Consider the following 20,667-nt stretch of genomic DNA (forward strand, 5'->3'; position numbering starts at 1 on the left):
AGGCTCCATTTCATTACACCGAGTCCGCGCCATGCAAAGCACCCCGCCCAAGACCGAGCCGGTCGCCCTTGACGCCGTTCCCCCCGCCGCAGCAACGCCGGCGCCCAAGGCGCCTGGCAAGACCCGCGCCTTTGTCGTGCTGGGGATGATGGCCCTCGCTGGCCTGAGCTTTGGCGGCCGCATGTACTGGCGCAGCCAGAATTTCGTCGAGACCGAAAACGCCTATCTGGCTGGCCATGTGCATCCGATCTCGGCGCGCATCGCCGGCGTGGTGAGCCAGGTGCTGGTGGAAGACAACCAGACCGTCCAGCAAGGCCAACTCATCGCCGAGCTTGACCCGGCCGACCAGCGCGTGAAGCTCGAGCAGATCCAGGCGCAGATTGCCTCGGTCGAGCAGCAGGTGCTGCAGGCCGATGCCCAGACCGCGCAGGTGCGTGCTTCGGCCAGCGCAGCGCTGGCCCAGGTGGCCCAGGCCGAAGCGCAGGCGCAGCGCGCCCGTCAGGACGCCGAACGTTACGGCCAGCTCTACAACTCGCAGATGAAGGCCGTGGCCAAGTCCGAGCTCGATGCCGCCGTGGCAGCCCGCGCCAGCACGCTGGCTGATGTGGCCGCCCGCAAGGACGCAGCCGTTGCAGCGCAGGCCCAGATCGGCGCCGCCCAGTCGGCCCGCGAAGTGCTCAAGGCCCAGATCAAGGTGCTGCAGACCCAGGCCAAGGACGCCCAGCAGCAGCTGGCCTACAACCGCATCGTCGCCCCGGTGGCGGGCCGCCTGGGCAAGCGCAATGTCGAGGTCGGTGCGCGCGTGCAGCCGGGCCAGCAACTGGCGGCCCTGGTCGAAGACCAGGTCTGGGTCACGGCCAACTTCAAGGAAACCCAGCTGGCCGGCCTGAAGCCGGGCCAGGAAGTGGACGTGACCATCGACGCGCTGCCCGGCGAGAAGCTCAAGGCCCGCCTGGACAGCTTCTCTCCCGCCTCTGGCAATCAGTTCGCCCTGCTGCCGGCCGACAACGCGACCGGCAACTTCACCAAGATCGTGCAGCGCGTGCCGGTCAAGCTCACGTTCGCAGAGGCCGACCTGAAGCGCCTGGCCGGCCGCCTGGTGCCGGGCATGTCGGCCGTGGTCGAGGTGGACCTGCGCCAGTCCAAGCACTGACAAGCCACCCGTCACACGAGACAAGACGGCCATGGCCAACTCCTCTTCCTCTTCGTCAGCCGCCCTGGCGCCGATGCTCGCCGCGCATGATGCGCGTGTCGACCTGCGCACCTGGTTCGCCGTGGCCGCCGGCCTGCTCGGTGCCTTCATGGCGGTGCTGGACATCCAGATCACCAACTCATCGCTGAAGGACATCCTCGGCACGCTGTCGGCCACGCAGGAGGAGGGCTCCTGGATCTCCACCGCCTACCTGTGCGCCGAGATCGTCGTCATCCCGCTGACCGGCCTCCTGGCCCGAGTGTTCGGCCTGCGCGCCTACATGGTCGCGACCACAGCCCTGTTCCTGATCTTCTCCACGCTTTGCGGCGCGGCCTGGAACCTGCCCAGCATGATTGTGTTCCGCATGCTGCAGGGCTTCACCGGTGGCGCGCTGATTCCGATGGCGATGACGCTGGTGATGGCCAAGCTGCCACCCTCCAAGCGCGCCATCGGCATGGCCATGTTCGGCCTCACCGCCACGCTGGCGCCGACCATGGGACCGACGCTGGGCGGCTACCTATCGCAAATCTACGGCTGGCCTTCGATCTTCTACATCAACTGGATTCCCGGCGTGCTCCTGATCGCCGGCATCCTTTACGGCCTGGACAAGGACCAGAAGAACTGGTCGCTGCTGGCCAATGCCGACTGGGTGGGCATCGCCTTCATGGCGCTGGGCCTGGGCAGCCTCACGATCTTCCTGGAAGAGGGCAATGCCAAGGACTGGTTCGACTCCGGCTTCATCCGCGGCTTTGCCACGCTGGCGGCCGTGGGCCTGGTGGGCTGGGTGGCCACCAGCATGCTCAGGCGCGACCCGTTTGTGGACTTGCGCCTGTACCTGCGCCGCAACTTCTTCGTGGCTGCCGTGCTGGCTGCCGTCACCGGCATGGCGCTGTACGGCTCGTCGTTCCTACTGCCGCTGTACCTGGGCCAGATCGCCAACTACACGCCGATGCAGATCGGCGAGGTGATCATGTGGGCCGGCCTCCCGCAGCTCTTCATCATGCCGTTTGCGGCGGCGCTGTCGTCCAAGGTGGACAACCGCATCATGTGCACCATCGGCCTCGGCCTGTTCGGTGTTTCCTGCCTGATGAACGGCTACATGGATGCCACGGTGGGCTACGACCAACTACTCGCTTCGCAGGTGGTGCGCGCCCTGGGCCAGCCCTTCATCATGCTGACGCTCTCCAACTTCGCGATGGCCGGCATCGCGCCCAAGGACACGCCGTCGGCCTCCAGCCTGTTCAACATGACACGCAACCTGGGCGGCTCGATCGGTATTGCCATGCTGGCATCGATGCTGACCAACCGCCAGCACTTCCATTCGGCACGCATTGGCGAGTCGGTGACGGCGCTGTCCGATGCCACGCAGGCGCGGCTCGATCAGCTCACGCAAGGTTTCATCGCCGCCGGCATCGACCCGGCGCAAGCCGCCAACCAGGCGCTCGCGGTGATCGACCGCATCGTGCGCCGCGAGTCCTACGTGATGGCCTACAACGACGGCTTCATGATCATGGCCGCCGTGCTGTTTGCCTGCATTGCAGTGCTGTGGTTTGCCGACAAGACCAAGTCTCCTTCGGGAGGCGGTGCCGGTGCGCACTGACCGACGAGCGATGAATATCGAGGTAGAGAAAATGAACAAGCCTTTGATTCGCAGCGCCATCGCTGCAGCGGCGCTGGCTGCAGTTGCTGTACTTAGTGGCTGTGCCAGTGTCGGCCCCAACTTCGCTGAACCCAGGTTCGAGCCAGCTGCCGCCAGCTACCGCCATGCATCGTCGACTGCTGAGCAGGCCAGCATGCCTGCCAGGTGGTGGACCCTCTTCAACGAACCAGCGCTCGACGCGCTCGAGGAGCGTGCGCTGCGCGACAACCCCAGCATTGAAACCAGCTTTCAACGCCTCGTCGAAGCGCGCACCCAGCTGGGCCTGGCGCGCTCGGATGAAGGGCTGAAGCTCGGAGTGGGCACCTCGGCGGCCTACTCACACAGCTCCGAGAACACCTCGCAGGCCATCATGCTGGGGAGGCGCACGGTGGAAGGGACCAACTTTACGGCTGGCGCGTCGCTGTCCTACGAGCTGGATGTGTGGGGTCGGGTGCGCCGCGCCATCGAGTCGGCTGACGCGCAGGCGCTGGTCGCCCAGGACGATCGCGACAGCGTGCTCTTGATGCTCTCCAGCCAGGTCGTCGGCAGCTACTTCCAGCTGCGTGGCCTGGACACCGACATCGCCATCCTCGAGCGCGCGCTCGAGACCCGACGCGAGACCGAACAGCTGGTCACAGCGCGCTTTGACAGTGGCCTCTCCAACGAGCTGGATCTATCGAGGGCCCGCTTGGAACGCGCCAATGCCGAGGCAGATCTGCACGACGCGCGGCGCCAGCGCCTGACTCTAGAGCATGGCCTGGCCGTGCTCGTGGGGGCTTCGCCGAGCGAGCCGGTTCTGGCTGCGGCCTCGGCAGCGCTACCCCTGCCGCCTGCCATTCCCACCGGCCTGCCAGCCACGCTTTTGTCGCAGCGGCCCGACCTGGCTGCGAGTGTTGCCACGCTGCGTGCCCTCAATGCGCAGGTCGGCGTGGCGCAGAGCGCCTTCTATCCCTCGCTGAGCCTGACCGGCAACTACGGCGTCGCGTCCGAGAAGCTGCGCGAACTGGGGCAGGGCGGCTCGCAGCAATTCAGCTTTGGCCCGCTGGCGCTGAACCTGCCGCTGTTCGACGGCGGCCGCAACAAGGCCAACCTGGCCGCCGCACAGGCGCGCTATGACCAGGCGCTGGCCAACCACCAGAGCAAGCTCTTGACCGCGCTGCGCGAGGTCGAGGATGCGCTGTCCGATATCCAGCAGCGTCAGTTGCAGGCCGACGCGCAGGCCCAGGCCCAAGCGGCTGCCGCACGAGCCTACGAAGTGGCACGTGCGCGCTATGAACGCGGCGTATCAAGCTATCTAGACGTGACCGATGCCCAGCGCAGCAACCTAGCGGCCGACCGTGCCGCCGCTCAGATCCGCACGCAGCGTTTGCTCGCGGCAGTGAACTTGGCCCGTTCGCTGGGCGGTGGCTGGCCTGGCGAGTCGAAGTTGGCGCAAGCCGCGCCGCGCTGAGCGCGAGCCCTCAGATGCTGCCCGCCATCACGATGGGCCCGGTCGGCTGACTCGGCGGTCAACCGCCGCGGGGTTCCATGCTGACCGCGAAGGCACAGGTATCGAGCAGCAGATTGGCCCGGAGCACGGTAGTCGCCAGACCTCTGGCCACCATCCCTAGTGAGCGCGGTGCGGCGATAGCCGGCACAGTTAAGCGCTTTAGTGCATGGCTAAGCGCTGAAGCTAACCGGCCCGCGATGGCAAGTGGCCGCAAGGCCAGAATGAAATGAGGCCTGCGGGCGGCAGGACGTTACGGGTCCGGTTGAGCCGTCGGTTATTCGCCTTAGCTAAATGTATCTACGCAGCCGGCCTAATGTGACCAATTTCCTAAGTCCAACTCGAGGAATGCTCGGCAACTTTTGCGTTGCCGATGGACCATTTACTGCATATCGAGCATGCGGGCGAACGCCACTTGACCCTTTGGCGTGATGCTCACCGTGCGCGAACGCGGCGTACGCAACACCCAACCCTCGCGCAGATACAAGGCCAACAAGCCAGCGCCCAGTGCGCCAGCCAGATGCGGGCGGCGCTGGGTCAAGTCCACGCAACCGCGCGCAAACGCGCGCCGGCCAGAGCAGTCTTGGCACAGGTCGACGCCCAGCGCCGTTAGACGCTCCATGCCCAACGGCGTGGGCTCGAACTCGGTACCGACCGGAATCAACCAGCGCGCCGTCAGCATGGCTTGCAGCACTTGCACTGCGGTCTCTCCGGCAAGGTGGTCATAACAGGTTCGTGCATGCAGGAACTGGCTAGACATGGAGCGCACCAGCGCAGGCGGGCGAGGTGGGCGCGGGCGATTGGCTGCAGCGAACGAGGCCAGGCTCTCGACGAGATGTGCTGCCTCGGCACTGGCGATGCGGAAGTAGCGGTGGCGACCCAATGCCTCGGCCACCAAGAGCCCACCCTCCACCAGCTTGGCCAGATGGGCACTCGCCGACTGCGCCGACACATTGGCCGCGAACGCCAGTTCGCCAGCCGGGCGTGTGGTGCCATCGATCAAGATCCACAGCATCGCCGCACGGGCGGGATCGGCCAGCAGCATAGCCACGCGGGGAATTTGCGGCGCGACATCCATATTTCATCCTGAGGTGAAGCGTCAAGTGTAGGGGCCTCCAACAATTAAGACCTCACATCAGGAGGTCATCATGAATTCGAAACTCAACATTGGAGTGGCCAGCCAGATTGGCCACTACAGCGACGCGGTGGCAATCCCCGCCAAAGCCCGGTGGTTTATGAGCTCCGGCACACCCGGCTTGGGCCGGGATGGCCACGTGCCCGAAGGCGTTGCCGCCCAGGCCGAACTCGCCTGGCAGCACATCGTCTCGATGCTGGAAGCTGCGGGCATGACGCTCGATGATCTGGTAAAGACCACGCACTATCTGACACGTGAATCCGACATCGCGGAATACGCGAAAGTGCGCAAGCGCATCATGGGCGCAGCACGCCCAGCTTCGATGCTGGCGGTGATTCCGGCTCTGGTACGTCCGGGGTTTCTGGTGGAAATCGAGGTAATTGCAGCGAAGGCCGACACCTGAAAACGCGAGGTGGCCTAGCAGGAGCAACTCGCCACTCAGGCCGAAGAACAATGGCCTGAGTTACACCAACTGAACTCGTCAAACCCGGGGCGATTCAGTATTGAAGAGCTCTCAAATGCGGGCCTCGGGCAAACCTGGATTCAAAAAACAGGCGGGCAAACAGCGCGATCTCACTTCACTGATGAACCAAAATCCAACATCGCAAACACTCACCCACACGGATTGGGTATCAACTCAGTGATCTCAGAATGTTAAGTCCTCCGGACGGTCCGCGCCTATCTGGAAGATAGGCGATGGAATGTATCCGGGGAGTCAAGGGGGCAATCTAAAGTCTAACGTTCGAGCTCAGTCAACAACGATGGGCGCAGCATACAAGTGGTCAGTTCGAGCTAATTGTTAGAGCTCACAGTCACCTCCAGCTTCAGCGCGACGCCGAAGAACAACTCCGATCAGAATCATCACCACGCTTGACACAGTCAAGAGAGGTTGAACCATCCGCTTCGTTTGAGGTGCAAGCGTCGCAAACCAATCCAAAAGCGATGTAAACGCGAATGACGCAAGGACCAACGTGGCCAGGCCCATTCCTATTGCTAACGCAACTACAGAGAGAGTTCTAAAGTTCATTTAGTTGATGGGGCAAGGATCATGCAAGGAAGGGGACTTGGTGAGCTCTAACGTCGAAGTTGTGCCGCGAGCAACGCCTGGGCGCGGATGGTCCACAATGAAATTGTGAGCTGTAGCCAACATCCGTTGAGATGTCTGCTCAAATAACCTGTTACGCATCAAAATATTTACCCGCACTGCGGTGCTGCCCATAGCCAACAAGTGCTATCCAGACGAAGTAGATTCCAAAGCTAATTCATTGACCTAAGCCCGGACAGTCAGTTGACCGGATTGGCGTGCTCAATACCAAGCCCCAAGCCCCAAGCCATAGTCAGCAAAGGTGCTGATGGCCATTGCCAATTACTGGATTTTCTGAAATGACATGGCAGCCAGATTACCGCAATTATGAACGCGACACCGGACCCAAATGAGCCTACGGAGTGAACAACAGTTGTTGTGGAGGGTTTGTTGTTCATGTCGGCTGGAAAGACTCCGGCCAGCGCGAGGAACAGCCCAGAAAGCGTGTGCGCGACGAATGGAAAAGAGGCTCGCCCGGATACGTTTCGCTCGGCCTTCAAACTAGCAACTAGGAATGCAATAACTAGCCCTGGCAAGATGTAGCCAAGGATATTCCAGGACAAAAGATGAGGCGCACCCCATGAACCAAGCTCACTTATCGACATGTTCATGTGCCAAAAATCTGGTCGAAGGCTAGCCATCCCGACGTACACGCAGACAACCCAAACAGGGACGGCCATTGCACAGAGCCCGACTAGTCTTCGTATCATCTGGATCCCTGCCGATCCACGGCGCGCCTTCGACCCAAACATCGTCCGTCGACCGGTCCACTTTGGAAGCAGCCTTCCACGGCATCCACCTCGACCTTGCCAGCGGCTTTCCATATGAGCGGTAGGATCAGCGATTCGCGAACAGTCGCTGCCGATCCGTCGCGGTCACGGGCTACGTGCTGGAAAACTCATCTAGGACGTCGCAGCTCCCTTTGGCCTGCGTCCTCAGCCAAGCCATGACAGCGTGCGCGCCGGGTGACAGCGCACGTTCACTGCTGACGGCCAAGTGGTATGCGTGGCCGGCGATGCTGGGCCCGAATGGCTGATGAAGTCGACCTGCCGCCAGTTCCTCTGCGACCAAGGCCTGGCTGACCAGGGCGACTCCCTCTCCAGCGACCGCTGCCTGGATGGCGTGGCCTTCGTCCGAAAACCGCAGTTCGCCAGCTGGAGATCCTTCCGTCAGTTGCGCTTCAGCGAACCAGCGTTTCCAGGTGGGATTTTGCGGGTGGGACCGCCGCCAGGCGAAGTAGATCAACGGCCACCGAGCCAGGTCCTCGACCGTGCGAACGCCCAGGCGCGGGTTTGCCACGGGTGCGAACCGGTCATTGAAGAGCGGCTCGACGGTGAGGTCTGGATAGGGGCCGCGGCCGTAGCGGATGCCGATGTCGACCGCAGTAGAGCGCAAGTCGACCGTCTCGTCCGATGCCAGTAGCTGCAGGTCGATTCCCCCCAACTCGCTGCGGAAGGAGCCCATCCTGGGCAAGAGCCATTTCGCGGTGAAGGCGTTGGTCGCCGAGATGACCACCTGCGGCCTCTGGCGAGCCTTCGTAAGCCGTTCCAATGCCGCCTGGAAGGCATCGAAACCATCTCTCAGCACCGGATACAGATGTGCGCCCGCCTCGGTCAGCGCGACGCGTCGAACCTGCCGGTTGAAGAGCGCCTCCCCAAGCTGCTGCTCAAGCGCACGTATCTGGTGACTGACAGCCGTAGGCGTAACCGCGAGTTCCTCAGCTGCGGCTTTGAAGCTGCCTAGGCGGGCTGCTGCCTCGAACGCACGAAGTGCTGAAAGTTGTAAGGCTCGTCGATGCATGGATACACACAGGCCGATGAATCGGCACATCATATGAATGAGTTTAAGTCATCTGACAACTGACAATTGAACCTTTGTCGCCTGAAGTTTCAATGAGTATCTTCTCTTCCAACCGCTGCCTAGGGCGGGTCAACAAATGAAAGGTACTCATCATGATCGAGCGTGTCATTACCCATCCGGACCCCTATGAGCCATTCCTGCTGTCGCAGGGCATCAAGGCCAATAGTTGGTTGTTCATCTCGGGTCAAGCCGGCGCCGGCGAGAACGGCCAGATCGTCCCGGGCGGCTTCCTAGCCCAGGGACGCCAGGCGTTCGCGAACCTGCATCGAGCCCTTGCGGCAGGTGGCGCCAGTCTGAAGGATGTTGTCAAGGTCACCATCTTCGTGACCGATATGGGCCACTTCGACGATGTCGTGACGCTGCGGCGCGAGTTCTTCGTTGCTCCATACCCCGCCGACACCATCGCCGAGATCAGTGCCCTCTACACACCAGAGGCGATGATCGAAATCGAGGCGATTGCCCTTGTTCCGAATCCCGCGGGCCGCTGACATGAGCGTGTCGACTCTTCTCGACCCGGCCGCGCTTGGTCAGCTGCGACTGACGAACCGTCTGGCCGTCGCGCCCATGACGCGGGTCAGCGCCACGGCCGACGGACTGGCCACAACCCGGATGGCGGACTACTACGGCGACTTCGCCGCCGGTGGATTCGGCTTGGTCATCACCGAGGGCGTCTACACCGACAGGGCGTATGCACAGGGCTACCTTTTCCAGCCTGGGCTTGCCGACGACATCCAGGGCGAGGCATGGCGGCCGGTCGTGGAGCGCGTACATGCGAGCGGCGGGCGTATCGTCGCCCAGCTTATGCACGCTGGCGCCATCTCGCAGGGCAACCGCCATAGGCCAATCTCCAAGGGTCCTTCGGCGGTACAGCCGCGAGGCGTGCAGATGAGCATCTACCGCGGGGAAGGCCTCTACCGGCTGCCTGCCGAGTTGTCGCTCGCCGAGCTGGACGAGGTGGTTGGCGGATTCGCGAGCTCGGCGGTCCGTGCGAAGGAGGCAGGTTTCGATGGCGTGGAAATCCATGGCGCAAACGGCTACCTGCTCGATCAGTTCCTGACCGACTACACCAACCAACGCACCGACGGCTACGGCGGTTCGCTGGAGCGTCGTTTGCGTATTTGCGTGGAGACGATCCTGGCTGTGCGTCAAGCAGTTGGGTCCGACTTCACGATCGGCTACCGGGTGTCGCTGGGCAAGGTCAACGACTTCACGCACAAGTGGGGTGGAGGTGAAGTTGAGGCGGCAGCGATTTTCCAGACTTTGTCGGCAGCGCCACTCGACTACCTGCACACGACCGAGTTCGAGGCATGGCAGTCGGCATTCGGAGAAGGCCCCAGTCTTGCGGCGCTCGCGCGGCATCACGGGACCGTGCCAGTGATAGCGAACGGCTCCTTGCATTCACCCGTCCAGGCCGTGGGGATGATCGCGCGTGGCGAAGCGGACCTGGTTTCGCTAGGGCGAGGGGCGCTCACCCATGCCAACTGGCCACATCGCCTTCGCGACGGTCAAGTCCTAGAGGCCTTTGATCGAGCGTTGCTCTCGCCCGTCGCCGACCTGGCGAACGCAGACCGCCTGCGAGGCGTACCGCACGGAGTGGCGTGACACCGCTGGTATTCCACGAGAAGTCGGGGCCAGCGCTTGTCGGTCCAAGGGGTTGGCAGGCATGTTGCTGCGCGGTCTGCAAGCCGCCACGCTCCAATGCTGCGGACTTTAGCAATCCAATGCCGTCGGTCTCTGGCCTCACCACTTTTAGGCCAGACTGGGGTGAAGCTTGGCCTTGTGACTGCGGCGCGGACTGGAGCAGCCGTGCTTTTGTCGGCACAGGCTGCGCGCAATGAATGGGAAGGTGCCCGAATGCTGGCCAGCGAGGGCGGCAGGGCGGATGCCGGGGGGCGGCCAGCATGAATCGCGCAAGAAATCCGTCGATGCTGCGCGTGCAGCTCAGCCACTGACCTCATGCCGGCGTGTAGACGGGCTGGGGCGCGATGTCTATGACATGCTGCAGCAAAAAAACTCGCATGCACGCCGGTGACGCCCTTGTTGCACGCGAGATGACCGTCGGCTCTTGGGCGGCCAATTCACCAGCCCGGAAGTCGGCAGTGGGTCGATTCCGCGAGTTCGGCGGATCGAGCACCAGCCATTCAACACGCTTTGATTGGTCGATCTGTTGCCAGCAAGGCTTTATGACCGTAATGACTTCGATATCGCACATTGAATCCGCCGAGGTGCTAGGTTATGCGTCGGCGATAAAAGGCAAGAAGACCAAAGCCAATGCCGAAAAGCAAATAGCTCTGTGGCTCAGGGACGGCAACGACGGCATGCGAAAACAAAGACTCAGCAGTCGTATCAAAGGAATAGCCACTGGGCACGTAGACCTTGGCTGAAGCGGTGTTGAGGGCATCGATAGTGCCGCCAGATTGACTGGACGCAATAGCAGCAGACAACAGGCCGTTTTGGAGAATGATCCATTGGCCAGGCTTGACGAGGGTAGTCAGGCTGACGGTGCCAAGGATGTTGTCCGGCGAATTGCTGAGAGGGTTCACATGAGCCCCGGCAAAACTGTGATTTACCGGGCCGTTGTTGAGTTCTTGGTCTGTGGTTTGGAGGACCTGGACTTGACCTGAGGTCTGCAGAAAGGAAAGCACGACGGTATCGCGTTCCAGAGAGTCGCCATCGAACGAATTTCTGATGTCAAGAGAAACACCCCCGGCTAGATTGAGGCTAGCGTTGCCGGGGAGAAAACTGGAGAACTTGCCATGAAAGTTCAGTTCGAAAGTGATGGGCACAGCCTCGGTGGATGAGGCAGACGGGCCATGAAACACCGAATAGGCGCCTAAAGAACCAAAGGCCTGGAGGTAGGGGGTGCCTGGCAAGGATGTCGGAAGGCTGTAGTCGAGGTAGGTACGCAACTGGGCGTTCGGTTCATCCACACTGACGCTGGATGTGAGTGAAATTCCGTTGGACAACTGGATGGGGGCGAGATTTAGGTTAGAGGCCTTGGACCCTGCAAAGCGCAAGAGCTCAGTGCTGCCATCCGCGAAGCCCGGTGATCGAAGGATCTGGTTGACGCTGCCACTTTCTGGCACTGCCGCACTGGCACTGATGTGGGCCAGGAGTAGCAACGGGGCTAGCAACCGGGGGGCCGAGTGGGGGCAAAGTTTGCGCATAGTGGCCTCGATGTCGAAAAGATCGGATGGAGTCAAAAAGTTCAGATCGCGCACAACGCGAGCAAAAGTGCGGGGGCACGTCTTGGGTGGACGCTCACTGGGCCAAGTCGCAGAGGCATGTCAATCCAAAGCCGGGCGGCGTGAAGTTGCGCGGAGTCTAGAAGTGAGCTTGCCGAGCTGAATCATCAATATTGATGGAGTTCAAGACGCGAGGGGCGTCAAAGCATGTGTCACACAATGGCGGACTAGGTTATTTCCCGTCACAGGCTGAAGAACGTCATCAGGAACGAGCCTCGTTCGACGATCCGATAGAGGACTGTCGCCGACGACCGCTTATGACCGGAAGTCTGAATTCGACGTTACGCCTGGAAGCAGCCCTTGGCCGGCCACTTTGCACGAACCGAATTGCACCTTTCCGGTGAGCCTACGAGCTGGCCGAGAAGATCAAGCGGAGCAAATCCGCGGCAAGTAGCCGTTAGGCAGCTCCATGCCCCGAGCCGAAATTCGATGCCGAAGGTGGGGGTCAGTAGCGCAGCGGTTGCAGTCATTCGGCGCCGGTTGCCGCCTTGCTTGCGGCAAGCATGAGGTTTTATTCTTCGGGCAGTTCAATTTGGTCAAACTCTTCCGCCAGGCTGCGGTGGCCGTATTCCTAAAGTGCATGGTTCTAAATCAAACGCAACAAAGCCAAAAGCGTCAATTTAGTCGACAATGTGTATTATGTAAAATCACATATCGATGGCTGGCCCGCGGATTTCATGTCAGACCGCCGCGCATTGATAAGAAAGTCTCCTGGTCTCTATCGTTGCGGCCAGCACTTGATAGTCGGCGGCCGCCCGGCTTTTCGGTGAGTACTCTCGCACAGGCTGCTTCAGCAACCCGGATGTCGTTGCGGATGCCAGGCAAGAGTCGCGCGGCTCCAAACTGTTGAGCCAAGCTGGTGTTGACCCAGCGGTGTTGCCCGATTCGGGCATCCATCATCACCGGCACATAGCCCAGCATGCGCAGGCGCTCATTGAGGCCACGGCTGGCGACTCGAAGGATCACACGGGCGAGCTGTTTAACGCCGTCGGCCGACAAAAAATGAGGCACAAAAGGCACCAAAACCTGGTCCGCCGCGCACAGCGCATTCAGCAGCAGTCCGTCCAGTGACGGCGGGCTGTCCAGCAATATCTCGTCGTAGTCATCAAGCAGTCCCTCCGCCTCGAGTGCATGCCTGAGATGCCGCTCATCGCCCCAGGCCGCACCATGGTCGGCCAAAGGGTCAGCCGGTAGCAGGTCCAGACCTGCCCAGCGCGACGCCACAATCCCTTCCCGCAAGCCGTTACTCCCCGCCAGGAAACCGTGAACCGTGGCCGCTTTGCGAGGCAGCTGAATACCGAGGCCGATGGCGCAATGGCCTTGCGTGTCGAGGTCGATGAGCAGCACTCTCTTCCCCGCGGCCGCCATCTCGGCGGCCAAGTTCACGGCCGTTGAGCTCTTGCCCGAGCCCCCTTTTCGGTTGCAGATGGAGATGCAATGGGCGCGTGGAAAGCTCATGCAAGACGGCTCATTCAAAACAGCTCGATCTTGGGCCGCTCTTGGCTCGTCTCGACACTTGCCTGCCCCGTCACCGCCCTGTGCGTCTCGACCTGGCTCTGCATCACATAACGCTCTACCTGTTCGTCTAGGCGTTGTTGCATGGTGGCATTCTTGGCCTGATCCCAAGGCCCGGCGAGCAATTGATCGGCCAATAGTTGCAGATGGCCATTGAGTTCAAGCAGCCCGGATTGCACGGGCTCTACGCGTTGGCGCATGACGTCGTGAAACTGAATCGCCCCGAGCGCCTCGGAGAGTTTGGACACGATGTCCACATGGCCCAGCTTCACGTCATCGATGATTATTCGCAGCCTTAAGGTCGCGGATGCAAAACGCTCTTGCATCTCATGGATCTCCGCCAGAACGGTTCGAATGGTCTCTATCGAAGATCCGCCTTTGGCTCCTTGCGAAGCGTTCGCCAATTCGGCGTCGATCCCTTCGGTCGCGGCATTGATGCGCTCGCCGATCTCAACGGCCACCTCGGCGGTTCGCCTGGACAGCGCGCGAACTTCGGCTGCAACCACGGCAAAGCCTCGCCCGGACTCGCCCGCGCGCGCGGCCTCGATGGCTGCGTTGATGCTGAGCAGATTGGTCTGCCGGGCAACCACCGCGATCACATCCACCAAGGGGGCGAGTGCCTTGACCTCATGCAGGCGCTTGATGCGGCTCATATTTGCCAACACCTCTTGTTCTTGCCGGTTAGAGAAAAGATCCAAGATGGCGCCGAGTTGCTGATCGATCAAGGCTTTTTCGGCCATCACGCGACTGAGTTCCTCGCCGTTGTCGCGAGACGCTTCGATGCGATCGACCTGCGCTTCTGATACCTGGTGCACCGAGTTGATGAGCGTGATCAATGCAATAACGCCCTGCTCTACATCGGTCAGCGCACCGGAGAGTTGTTCCACCATCACCTTCAGGTAGGGCTCGACATGACGAACTTCTTCCACCGCAGCGGCACGCGGCATGGGGCCCTCGGTTTGCTCCGGAGGGGCCCAGCGCGTCCCCATTTTCTTGAAAACCATGCCGGCCGTGAGCCAGAGCAACAGGCTCGCCAGGCTCACCGCGGCCGACAGTGCGGCGGCACCCATGCCGGACAAGGGCTTTGATTGCAGCCCATAGGACACGCCAGCCATCGCGCCAGCGATGAGCAAGGCAGCGATCACAGAAAGAAGTCGGCGGTCTGCCTTCAAAGGCGGACTTCCCGGCCCTTCGGACTTGTTCATGTCGGGCTCCAGCGTGCGTCAGTCAGCATCATCTCTTCAAGCGCCAGGCAGAACCTGCTTCACGATCTTGACCAGATCGGCGCTGGAGACGGGCTTGACCAACCATCCGGTGGCGCCCAGGCGCTTGCCTTCGTCGCGCTTGCTGGAATCGCTCTCGGTGGTCAAGGTCAAGATCGGCGTGAAGCGCATGCCGGGCAAAGCCTTGATGTGTTTGATCAGCTCCAGGCCGCCCATATTGGGCATATTGATGTCGGTGATGACCAGGTCGGGTTTGAAACCGCCTTTGATCTTCTCCAATGCTTGGACACCGTCAGATGCGGCCTGAACCGAGAACCCATTCATCTCCAGGCTTGATTTCAAGCTCATCGTCATGGTGGAGGAGTCATCCACGATCAGGATCGTCTTGGCCATTTTCATTCTCCGTGTGAGTGGAACTCAAAAGCGCTGCGAAGCCAAGCCGTGAGGCCGGCGTCTCTTGGCCATGCTTGAACCGAGATATTTGCGGCCAGCAGCACTTGCAAATTGGCGGGATGCAGGTGTTCGCATTCGGACAAATCAGCGATCGCCGTGGGACGTTGTTGCAAGCACTCCAACAAGGTCTCGGCGTCTTCAACACCCACTTGACCGCGAAAGACCGGGCCGGCCTCTTGGTAGTCGATCGGCATCAGAACAACTCCTTCACGTTCAAGACCATCAGGACCGCGCCATCACCCATCAAGGCCGAGCCGCTGTAGGCGCGCAGATGGCTCAAGACTCCGGTCAAGGGTTTGAGAATGATGTCGCTGGTGCCGCAGAACTCGTCCACCAAGAGGCCCACCACCGAATCGCCATGCCGCACCACCAGCACCGCCAACTCGTCGTCGGCGTTCGCCAGCGGCGGCGCGGCCAAGCCCAGCAACTTGTTCAGCGACAGCAAGGGCACAATGCGACCCCGCAGCACCGTGGTCAAACTCTGTTTGATGGCGTGCACCGCCGTACGCGGCACCCTCACCGTTTCCAACACGGCTTCCAAGGGCGCGGCAAACATTTGCCCATCGGAGCGCACCGTCATCACATTGCTCACGGCCATGGACAGGGGCAAGGAGATCGTGATGGTGGTTCCCTGCCCTTTGACGCTGCTCAAATCGATGCTGCCGTTGACCCTTTGCACCGCGCTGCGCACCACGTCCATGCCGACGCCGCGCCCGGAAAGGTCGGATACGACTTCGGCGGTCGAGAAGCCAGGAGCGAAGACCAAGTTGATGGCCTCTTGCTCACTCAGCCGCTCCATCTGCGCCTCTTCGATCAGGCCACGCTCCAAGGCCTTGCGCTTGATGCGCTCGGGGTCGATGCCTTGGCCGTCGTCCACGATCTCGATCAAGACTCGGTCGGACTCTTGACGGGCGGTGATTCGCAAGGTGCCAATGGCGGGCTTGCCCGAGGCCAAGCGTTGCGCCGTGGTTTCCAAGCCGTGGTCCAGGCTGTTGCGCACGATGTGCACCAGGGGGTCGCCCAAGGCCTCGATGATGTTTTTGTCGGCGGCGGTGTCTTGCCCCTCCAGCACCAAATTCACTTCCTTGCCCAAACGCCGGGAGATGTCGCGCACCAAGCGGGGAAAGCGCTGCATGACGAAGGAGACCGGCATCATGCGAATCTGCATGATGGCGTCTTGCATCTCCTCGGAGATGCGATTCACGACCGCGTACTGCGCCTTGATCTCGCGCGACAGCTCGCGCACCTGGTAAACCGTTTCCGCGCGATTGGCCAGGTAGGGCATGGCATTTTTTGCCACCACCATCTCGCCGATCAGGTTCATCAAGCGCTCGATCTTGACTTGATCGACCTTCAAGCTCTTGGCGTTCGGCGAGTCATCGGCACGGCGATTCATGCGCAGGTCGAGCTCTGCCGTCTCGCCATCGGGCGCAGCCAAGGGCCTTGCGTCGGTGCTGTCGGTGGCAGCGGGACGGGTGTCGGAGGCACTCGAGTTCAAGGCATCCATCCAGCTCAATAGGGGCAGGCTCGAATGCGCCTGCAGGGCTTGACTCAAAGCCTGATCGAGCGCCTCAGACTCCACCGCGCGGCCGCTGGCTTGCATACAGTTCAAGAGCGCCGCAGCAACTGCGCGCAGCCGACCGGGCTCGAAAGCCAGTCCTTCGGCGGCCAGGCTTTCGCGTTGAAAGGCCAGTACATCGCGCAAGGCCATCTCGCGCAGCGTCGGCAGCGCTTCGCTTGCCTTGGGCACAGGGTGCACTGAGGGCACTGGAGCCCCAGTCGGTAAGGTGGCCCTGGAAGCTTCCGGCCATTGCGGGGTTGACAAGGTCTGCAGCGAAAGTAGCAAAGCGCGAACCTCGCCAGATTGGGCCGGCAGGGTTTCGAGCAAGACCAGCAGCCATCTCAGTGCGGACGAGAGCCACAGGCCCTCATTGGAAAGCTCCAACATGGCCCGGACAGTGCGCAGCAAACCCGCCCCGTCATCGGCCGCAATCAAGGCCAAGGCTTCTTCAACAAAGTCCTCGTAGACCGGGCCGCCGTTCGGATCGCCGCTGGGCTGCACCAAGCTGAGCGCCGGAACCTGCTGAATTTGCACCTGATCGATGACGTAGCGGTAATGCTCCTCCAGTTCCGCCTGGCTAGCGCTGCTCAAGAGCTCAAAGCCAAGTACGCAGTGATAGGCATCCAGCGCGGCCAGGCTGGGCCAAGTGGCTGGCGGGCAAATGCCGCCCCAGAGCAAGCCGGGCGTCAGACGCGTTTGGTGCAGCGGATCAGCGCCTTGGAAAAAGCACTCCGCATCCGGCTGGTAGTGCAGCCACAGCAAGTGCTTGCCTTGCTGTGCTTCACGCCAGGCTTGCTGGCGCTGCAACTCCGGGACGCGCAAGAGTTGCGCAGGATCGACACAATCTACCGCGGCTTCAGTCAAGGGCAAGGCTTCGCCAGCCGCAAGGTTCGAAGTGCCCGGGATCAAGGCGCGCAGTCCACGCGCCAGCTCGCTCGCTTCGGCCGCAGCACTCGGATCGGTGGGGCGCTCAGCCTCCAAGTCGCTGCAGATCAAGCCGACAAAGTCCATGGCCTCCAGCAGACGATCAGCCAAGACTTGCGAGTAGCTGACGCGGCCGTTGCGCACGGCATCCATCAAGTCTTCACCGGCATGCAGGACGCGGGTCATTTCGGGCAACTCGAAGAGGCCGCTATTGCCCTTCAAGGTGTGGACCAAGCGGAACAGTTGCACCATCAGCGATTCATCACTGGGCGCGGATTCGAGCTGCATCAACAGATCGGCAATCCCTTCCAAAGCCTCTTTGGCTTCGGCAAGAAACTGTTCCAGCAATTCGTTCATTCGGCCTCCCCTAAGAGGATGGCCGCGGAGGCCAACAACTGATCCGGTTTGAGTGGCTTGACGAGATAGAGATTGGCGCCGGACTCGAGCGCCAAGCGCCGGTCGTCTTCCGAGGCTTCGGTCGAGATCATGATGGCCGGCATCTGCGGCACATCAAGACGACGCAGCTGGCGCAGAAACCCGTGCCCATCCAGCTTGGCCATGTTCACATCAACCAGCAAGAGGTCGAAGCTGGACTGCAAGACCTTCTCCAAGGCTTCGATGCCGTTGATGGCCTCATCGGTCTGATAGCCCGCGCCCTCAAGAATGAGGCGGTGGTAGAGCCGCACTGTGGCGGCATCATCAATGATCAGCACTCGTTTCATGGTCTGACTCCCAAAGGCTTTTGGTAGACGATGGCTTCGGGAAACTTGCGCACGTTATAGAGCGAAGAGATTCGACTCATCGACTCTGAGTGCCCCAGACACAGAAAGCCTCCGGGTCTGAGTGCGTCGTAGAAAGTCTCAGCGGCCGACTTGCGCGATAGATCGTCGAAATAGATCAGCAAATTGCGGCAAAAGATCAGGTCGAAGTTTCTGTAGGGCCGGGTGTCGGCCGGTTCAGAGAGATTGACCCGCGTGAATTGCACCGCCTCACGCAAGTCATCACTGATCTGGAAGCTGTCGCTCTCCCGGCAAAAGTACTTGTGCAAATAGTTCTTCGGCAATTGCGCCACCGAACGCGCCGAATACAAGCCCTGCTGCGCTTGGCTCAGAATGCGCGTGTCAATGTCTGAGGCAATGATCTCGACGTCGTAATTCTTGATGCCGGGCCAGCGCTCCAAGAGATAGATCGCGATCGAATAAGGCTCTTCCCCCGAGGAGGACGGGATCACCCAAATCCGCAAAGGGTCACCATCCGTCTTGCGCGTGACCAGCTCAGGCAAGAGCGAATTCACCATGCAATCGAACTGGTAGGACTCGCGGAAGAAATAGGTTTCATTGACCGTCATCACATTGGTCAAGGCCTGCAACTCTTCACCCGACGCCTGAAAGCGCAGCATGATGAAGTAGCTGCGAAAGGTCTCATGCCCAGTGAGTTCCATGCGCTCCAGCAATCGCTTGTCCACAAAGTAGCGTTTCGAGGCGTCGAACTGAATGCCGGTTTTACGATAGAAGAACTCGCGAAACTTCATGAAGTCTTCTTCGCTGATGTGCGGCTCGGCCATCTTGGTCTCAGTCTTCGTTCAGACGGGTGATGGCCAGATCGGCGGCAAACTGGATGTAAGGGTCATCCGGGAAACGTTCTTTAAGCTGCAACAAGGGCTGCAAGGCGGCCGGCGAGCCCAGCTCCGACAGCAGGTCCACCGCGGCGCCGCAGACATTGACATGCGCGTCATGCGCGATCACTTCGCACAACCAAGCCTCCACCTGCGGGTGGCGCAAGGACTCCAAGATATTCACCGCAAAGATGCGCATATCACTGCTCTCGTCATGCAGCAGGTCTTGCATGATGGGCGCCACCTCATCGGGCAATTGCTTCATGGCCTCAATGGCTTCATTGCGCAGCGCCACGTCCTCACTGCGCAGGCAAGTGACGAGCCCCGCCACCGCGAGGGCGTCGCCGACGCGGGTCAAGGTGGTCAAGATGACTTCGCGAACCGAGCCATCTGACTCCTCATTCAGTCGAAGCAAGAGGTCAGTGCTGCAGTTCGGGCAGTTCAGCAAGTCGCGAGCGGCCCAACGCCGCGCTTCGGCGTTCTCATCGGCCAATTGTCGCGACAAGCTCGTGCAATCCCGCGCATCGCGGCGCTCGCAACTACCGTCGCGTTCATCGGGGGATCGTTTGACAAGGCCCATGTCTGCTCCTGTTCAGCGCGCAATCCAGGCGCGCAACTGGCTGCCCACACGGCCCAGCGGCAGCACCAGGCTGGCGCCACCCCGTTCAATCAATTCCGCCGGCATGCCAAACACCACCGCCGTGTCCTCGGACTCGGCAATGGTTCGCCCGCCGCCCTGCTTGATGGCGGTGAAGCCATCGGCACCGTCATAGCCCATGCCGGTGAGCATCACGCCGACGATGTGGCGAGCCGGCACGCACTCCAAGGCACTGCGCGCCAACAACTCGACCGAAGGGTGCCAAAGATGCTCGCGCGACTCCGGTTTGGGCAGCGCCGTGAGTTGGCCGTCGCGACGGGTCACCACCATATCGGCGCCGCCCTTGCCCACATAGATGGTGCCGGCCTGCAAGCTCATCGGACGATTCACCTCGACCACCGCAAGCGGGCAAACGCCGTCCAGCCGGGCTGCAAAGGGCGCAGTGAAGCTGGCCGGCATGTGCTGCGCCACCAAGACCGGCCAAGGGAAGTTGGCCGGCAGACTCGGCAGCACTTCCTCAAGAGCGCGGGGCCCACCTGTGGAAACGCCGATCAAGAGCAAACCTTGAACATCCGCCTTGCCGCGGCCCGCCTCAGCCGCTTCGGCAGCCGCGGCTTCACTGGCGGCCAATCGCTCCTCGCGCAGGCGCTGAGCCAAGCCCACGGCAGTGCCCCCGCTGCTGGTGCGAGCTGCGCTAGGGCGCATGGGCTGCGCGGCTCGCGAGCGCCCCACCTTGGCCTTGGCCGCTGCACGAACCTTGGCCAACAAGTCCACCCGCACCTGATCCAGCGTCAGCGAGATGGTGCCACCGGGCTTGGCCACATAGTCCACCGCGCCTAGATTGAGCGCCTCAAAGGTGGCGAGCGCGCCCTTCTCCGTCAATGAAGAGACCATCACCACCGGCACCGGCCGCTCCGCCATGATCAGTGAGAGCGCGGTGATGCCGTCCATCTCGGGCATATTGATATCCAGCGTCACCACATCGGGCTCGAAGCGGCGGCACTCATCGACCGCCTCGGCGCCGTTGCGGGCCTGGCGGATCAGATAGTCACCCTCCGCTTCGAACAGTTGGGTCAGCTGCCGGCGCATCAAGGCCGAATCGTCGACGATGAGCAGCTTGATCATGGTTCAGCGCTC

At 61.5% G+C, this 20,667-nt stretch carries 19 protein-coding genes; 6 read left to right on the plus strand and 13 right to left on the minus strand.

The window, feature by feature from the left end; translation table 11 throughout:
* Positions 1-31 precede the first annotated feature (31 nt).
* The 3 genes from LNV06_RS00835 to LNV06_RS00845 are packed head-to-tail and all read left to right on the plus strand — an operon-like array spanning position 32 to position 4,281.
* On the plus strand, positions 32-1,153 hold the full coding sequence (locus tag LNV06_RS00835; RefSeq protein WP_263536352.1) for an HlyD family secretion protein: 1,122 nt from the start codon (positions 32-34) through the stop codon (positions 1,151-1,153).
* 31 nt (positions 1,154-1,184) lie between these two features.
* Positions 1,185-2,792, plus strand: coding sequence for a DHA2 family efflux MFS transporter permease subunit (locus tag LNV06_RS00840; protein ID WP_263536353.1), 1,608 nt, complete (start codon positions 1,185-1,187; stop codon positions 2,790-2,792).
* A gap of 31 nt (positions 2,793-2,823) precedes the next feature.
* Positions 2,824-4,281: an efflux transporter outer membrane subunit gene (locus LNV06_RS00845; RefSeq protein ID WP_263536354.1), complete on the plus strand. Its 1,458-nt coding sequence runs from the start codon at positions 2,824-2,826 to the stop codon at positions 4,279-4,281.
* A gap of 418 nt (positions 4,282-4,699) precedes the next feature.
* On the opposite strand, the gene LNV06_RS00850 is transcribed toward LNV06_RS00845, so the two are convergent.
* On the minus strand, positions 4,700-5,395 hold the full coding sequence (locus LNV06_RS00850; RefSeq protein WP_263536355.1) for an ArsR/SmtB family transcription factor: 696 nt from the start codon (positions 5,393-5,395) through the stop codon (positions 4,700-4,702).
* Between the two features lie 70 nt (positions 5,396-5,465).
* On the opposite strand from LNV06_RS00850, the gene LNV06_RS00855 reads away from it, so the two are divergent.
* Positions 5,466-5,855 (plus strand): RidA family protein, encoded by a 390-nt coding sequence (locus LNV06_RS00855; protein WP_263536356.1) that lies wholly within the window; start codon positions 5,466-5,468, stop codon positions 5,853-5,855.
* Between the two features lie 881 nt (positions 5,856-6,736).
* Here LNV06_RS00855 and LNV06_RS00860 read toward each other — a convergent pair.
* Entirely contained in the window at positions 6,737-7,360 is a 624-nt protein-coding gene (locus LNV06_RS00860; RefSeq protein ID WP_318013399.1) for a DUF998 domain-containing protein, read from the minus strand.
* 58 nt (positions 7,361-7,418) lie between these two features.
* On the minus strand, positions 7,419-8,336 hold the full coding sequence (locus LNV06_RS00865) for a LysR substrate-binding domain-containing protein (protein WP_263536358.1): 918 nt from the start codon (positions 8,334-8,336) through the stop codon (positions 7,419-7,421).
* Positions 8,337-8,488: 152 nt separating this feature from the next.
* Between LNV06_RS00865 and LNV06_RS00870 the strand changes: the two genes are divergently transcribed.
* Together LNV06_RS00870 and LNV06_RS00875 are read left to right on the plus strand one after the other, a co-directional pair.
* On the plus strand, positions 8,489-8,884 hold the full coding sequence (locus LNV06_RS00870; RefSeq protein ID WP_263536359.1) for a RidA family protein: 396 nt from the start codon (positions 8,489-8,491) through the stop codon (positions 8,882-8,884).
* 1 nt (position 8,885) lies between these two features.
* On the plus strand, positions 8,886-9,998 hold the full coding sequence (locus LNV06_RS00875; protein ID WP_263536360.1) for an oxidoreductase: 1,113 nt from the start codon (positions 8,886-8,888) through the stop codon (positions 9,996-9,998).
* 626 nt (positions 9,999-10,624) lie between these two features.
* Here LNV06_RS00875 and LNV06_RS00880 read toward each other — a convergent pair.
* The 10 genes from LNV06_RS00880 to cheB form a co-directional block, all read right to left on the minus strand.
* Entirely contained in the window at positions 10,625-11,617 is a 993-nt protein-coding gene (locus LNV06_RS00880; protein WP_263536361.1) for a PEP-CTERM sorting domain-containing protein, read from the minus strand.
* Positions 11,618-12,316: 699 nt separating this feature from the next.
* On the minus strand, positions 12,317-13,027 hold the full coding sequence (locus LNV06_RS00885; RefSeq protein WP_263536362.1) for a ParA family protein: 711 nt from the start codon (positions 13,025-13,027) through the stop codon (positions 12,317-12,319).
* An 86-nt stretch (positions 13,028-13,113) separates the two neighbouring features.
* Positions 13,114-14,361 (minus strand): methyl-accepting chemotaxis protein, encoded by a 1,248-nt coding sequence (locus LNV06_RS22515; protein ID WP_318013400.1) that lies wholly within the window; start codon positions 14,359-14,361, stop codon positions 13,114-13,116.
* A gap of 36 nt (positions 14,362-14,397) precedes the next feature.
* On the minus strand, positions 14,398-14,772 hold the full coding sequence (locus LNV06_RS00895; RefSeq protein WP_263536363.1) for a response regulator: 375 nt from the start codon (positions 14,770-14,772) through the stop codon (positions 14,398-14,400).
* 2 nt (positions 14,773-14,774) lie between these two features.
* The gene (locus LNV06_RS00900) at positions 14,775-15,026 is read right to left on the minus strand and encodes a hypothetical protein (RefSeq protein ID WP_263536364.1); all 252 of its coding nucleotides are present in this window, start codon (positions 15,024-15,026) and stop codon (positions 14,775-14,777) included.
* On the minus strand, positions 15,026-17,674 hold the full coding sequence (locus LNV06_RS00905) for a chemotaxis protein CheA (RefSeq protein ID WP_263536365.1): 2,649 nt from the start codon (positions 17,672-17,674) through the stop codon (positions 15,026-15,028). Before LNV06_RS00905 ends, LNV06_RS00900 begins: the two co-directional genes overlap by 1 nt.
* Positions 17,671-18,039, minus strand: a complete 369-nt coding sequence (locus LNV06_RS00910; protein ID WP_263536366.1) for a response regulator — start codon at positions 18,037-18,039, stop codon at positions 17,671-17,673. Before LNV06_RS00910 ends, LNV06_RS00905 begins: the two co-directional genes overlap by 4 nt.
* Positions 18,036-18,881, minus strand: a complete 846-nt coding sequence (locus LNV06_RS00915; protein ID WP_263536367.1) for a CheR family methyltransferase — start codon at positions 18,879-18,881, stop codon at positions 18,036-18,038. The genes LNV06_RS00910 and LNV06_RS00915 overlap by 4 nt, the downstream gene beginning before the upstream one ends.
* A gap of 7 nt (positions 18,882-18,888) precedes the next feature.
* Entirely contained in the window at positions 18,889-19,437 is a 549-nt protein-coding gene (locus LNV06_RS00920; RefSeq protein ID WP_263536368.1) for a HEAT repeat domain-containing protein, read from the minus strand.
* Positions 19,438-19,524: 87 nt separating this feature from the next.
* Positions 19,525-20,655, minus strand: coding sequence for a chemotaxis-specific protein-glutamate methyltransferase CheB (gene cheB / locus LNV06_RS00925; protein WP_263536369.1), 1,131 nt, complete (start codon positions 20,653-20,655; stop codon positions 19,525-19,527).
* Between the last annotated feature and the right edge of the window lie 12 nt (positions 20,656-20,667).

This window comes from Paucibacter sp. Y2R2-4 (assembly GCF_025717535.1).
Classification (GTDB): Bacteria; Pseudomonadota; Gammaproteobacteria; order Burkholderiales; family Burkholderiaceae_C; genus Paucibacter_A.

Coding starts and splice junctions, on each gene's coding strand:
- LNV06_RS00835 (WP_263536352.1), top strand. CDS start 32: ATGCAAAGCACCCCGCCCAAGACCGAGCCGGTCGCCCTTGACGCCGTT.
- LNV06_RS00840 (WP_263536353.1), top strand. CDS start 1,185: ATGGCCAACTCCTCTTCCTCTTCGTCAGCCGCCCTGGCGCCGATGCTC.
- LNV06_RS00845 (WP_263536354.1), top strand. CDS start 2,824: ATGAACAAGCCTTTGATTCGCAGCGCCATCGCTGCAGCGGCGCTGGCT.
- LNV06_RS00850 (WP_263536355.1), bottom strand. CDS start 5,395: ATGGATGTCGCGCCGCAAATTCCCCGCGTGGCTATGCTGCTGGCCGAT.
- LNV06_RS00855 (WP_263536356.1), top strand. CDS start 5,466: ATGAATTCGAAACTCAACATTGGAGTGGCCAGCCAGATTGGCCACTAC.
- LNV06_RS00860 (WP_318013399.1), bottom strand. CDS start 7,360: ATGGAAAGCCGCTGGCAAGGTCGAGGTGGATGCCGTGGAAGGCTGCTT.
- LNV06_RS00865 (WP_263536358.1), bottom strand. CDS start 8,336: ATGCATCGACGAGCCTTACAACTTTCAGCACTTCGTGCGTTCGAGGCA.
- LNV06_RS00870 (WP_263536359.1), top strand. CDS start 8,489: ATGATCGAGCGTGTCATTACCCATCCGGACCCCTATGAGCCATTCCTG.
- LNV06_RS00875 (WP_263536360.1), top strand. CDS start 8,886: ATGAGCGTGTCGACTCTTCTCGACCCGGCCGCGCTTGGTCAGCTGCGA.
- LNV06_RS22515 (WP_318013400.1), bottom strand. CDS start 14,361: ATGAACAAGTCCGAAGGGCCGGGAAGTCCGCCTTTGAAGGCAGACCGC.
- LNV06_RS00895 (WP_263536363.1), bottom strand. CDS start 14,772: ATGGCCAAGACGATCCTGATCGTGGATGACTCCTCCACCATGACGATG.
- LNV06_RS00900 (WP_263536364.1), bottom strand. CDS start 15,026: ATGCCGATCGACTACCAAGAGGCCGGCCCGGTCTTTCGCGGTCAAGTG.
- LNV06_RS00905 (WP_263536365.1), bottom strand. CDS start 17,674: ATGAACGAATTGCTGGAACAGTTTCTTGCCGAAGCCAAAGAGGCTTTG.
- LNV06_RS00910 (WP_263536366.1), bottom strand. CDS start 18,039: ATGAAACGAGTGCTGATCATTGATGATGCCGCCACAGTGCGGCTCTAC.
- LNV06_RS00915 (WP_263536367.1), bottom strand. CDS start 18,881: ATGGCCGAGCCGCACATCAGCGAAGAAGACTTCATGAAGTTTCGCGAG.
- cheB (WP_263536369.1), bottom strand. CDS start 20,655: ATGATCAAGCTGCTCATCGTCGACGATTCGGCCTTGATGCGCCGGCAG.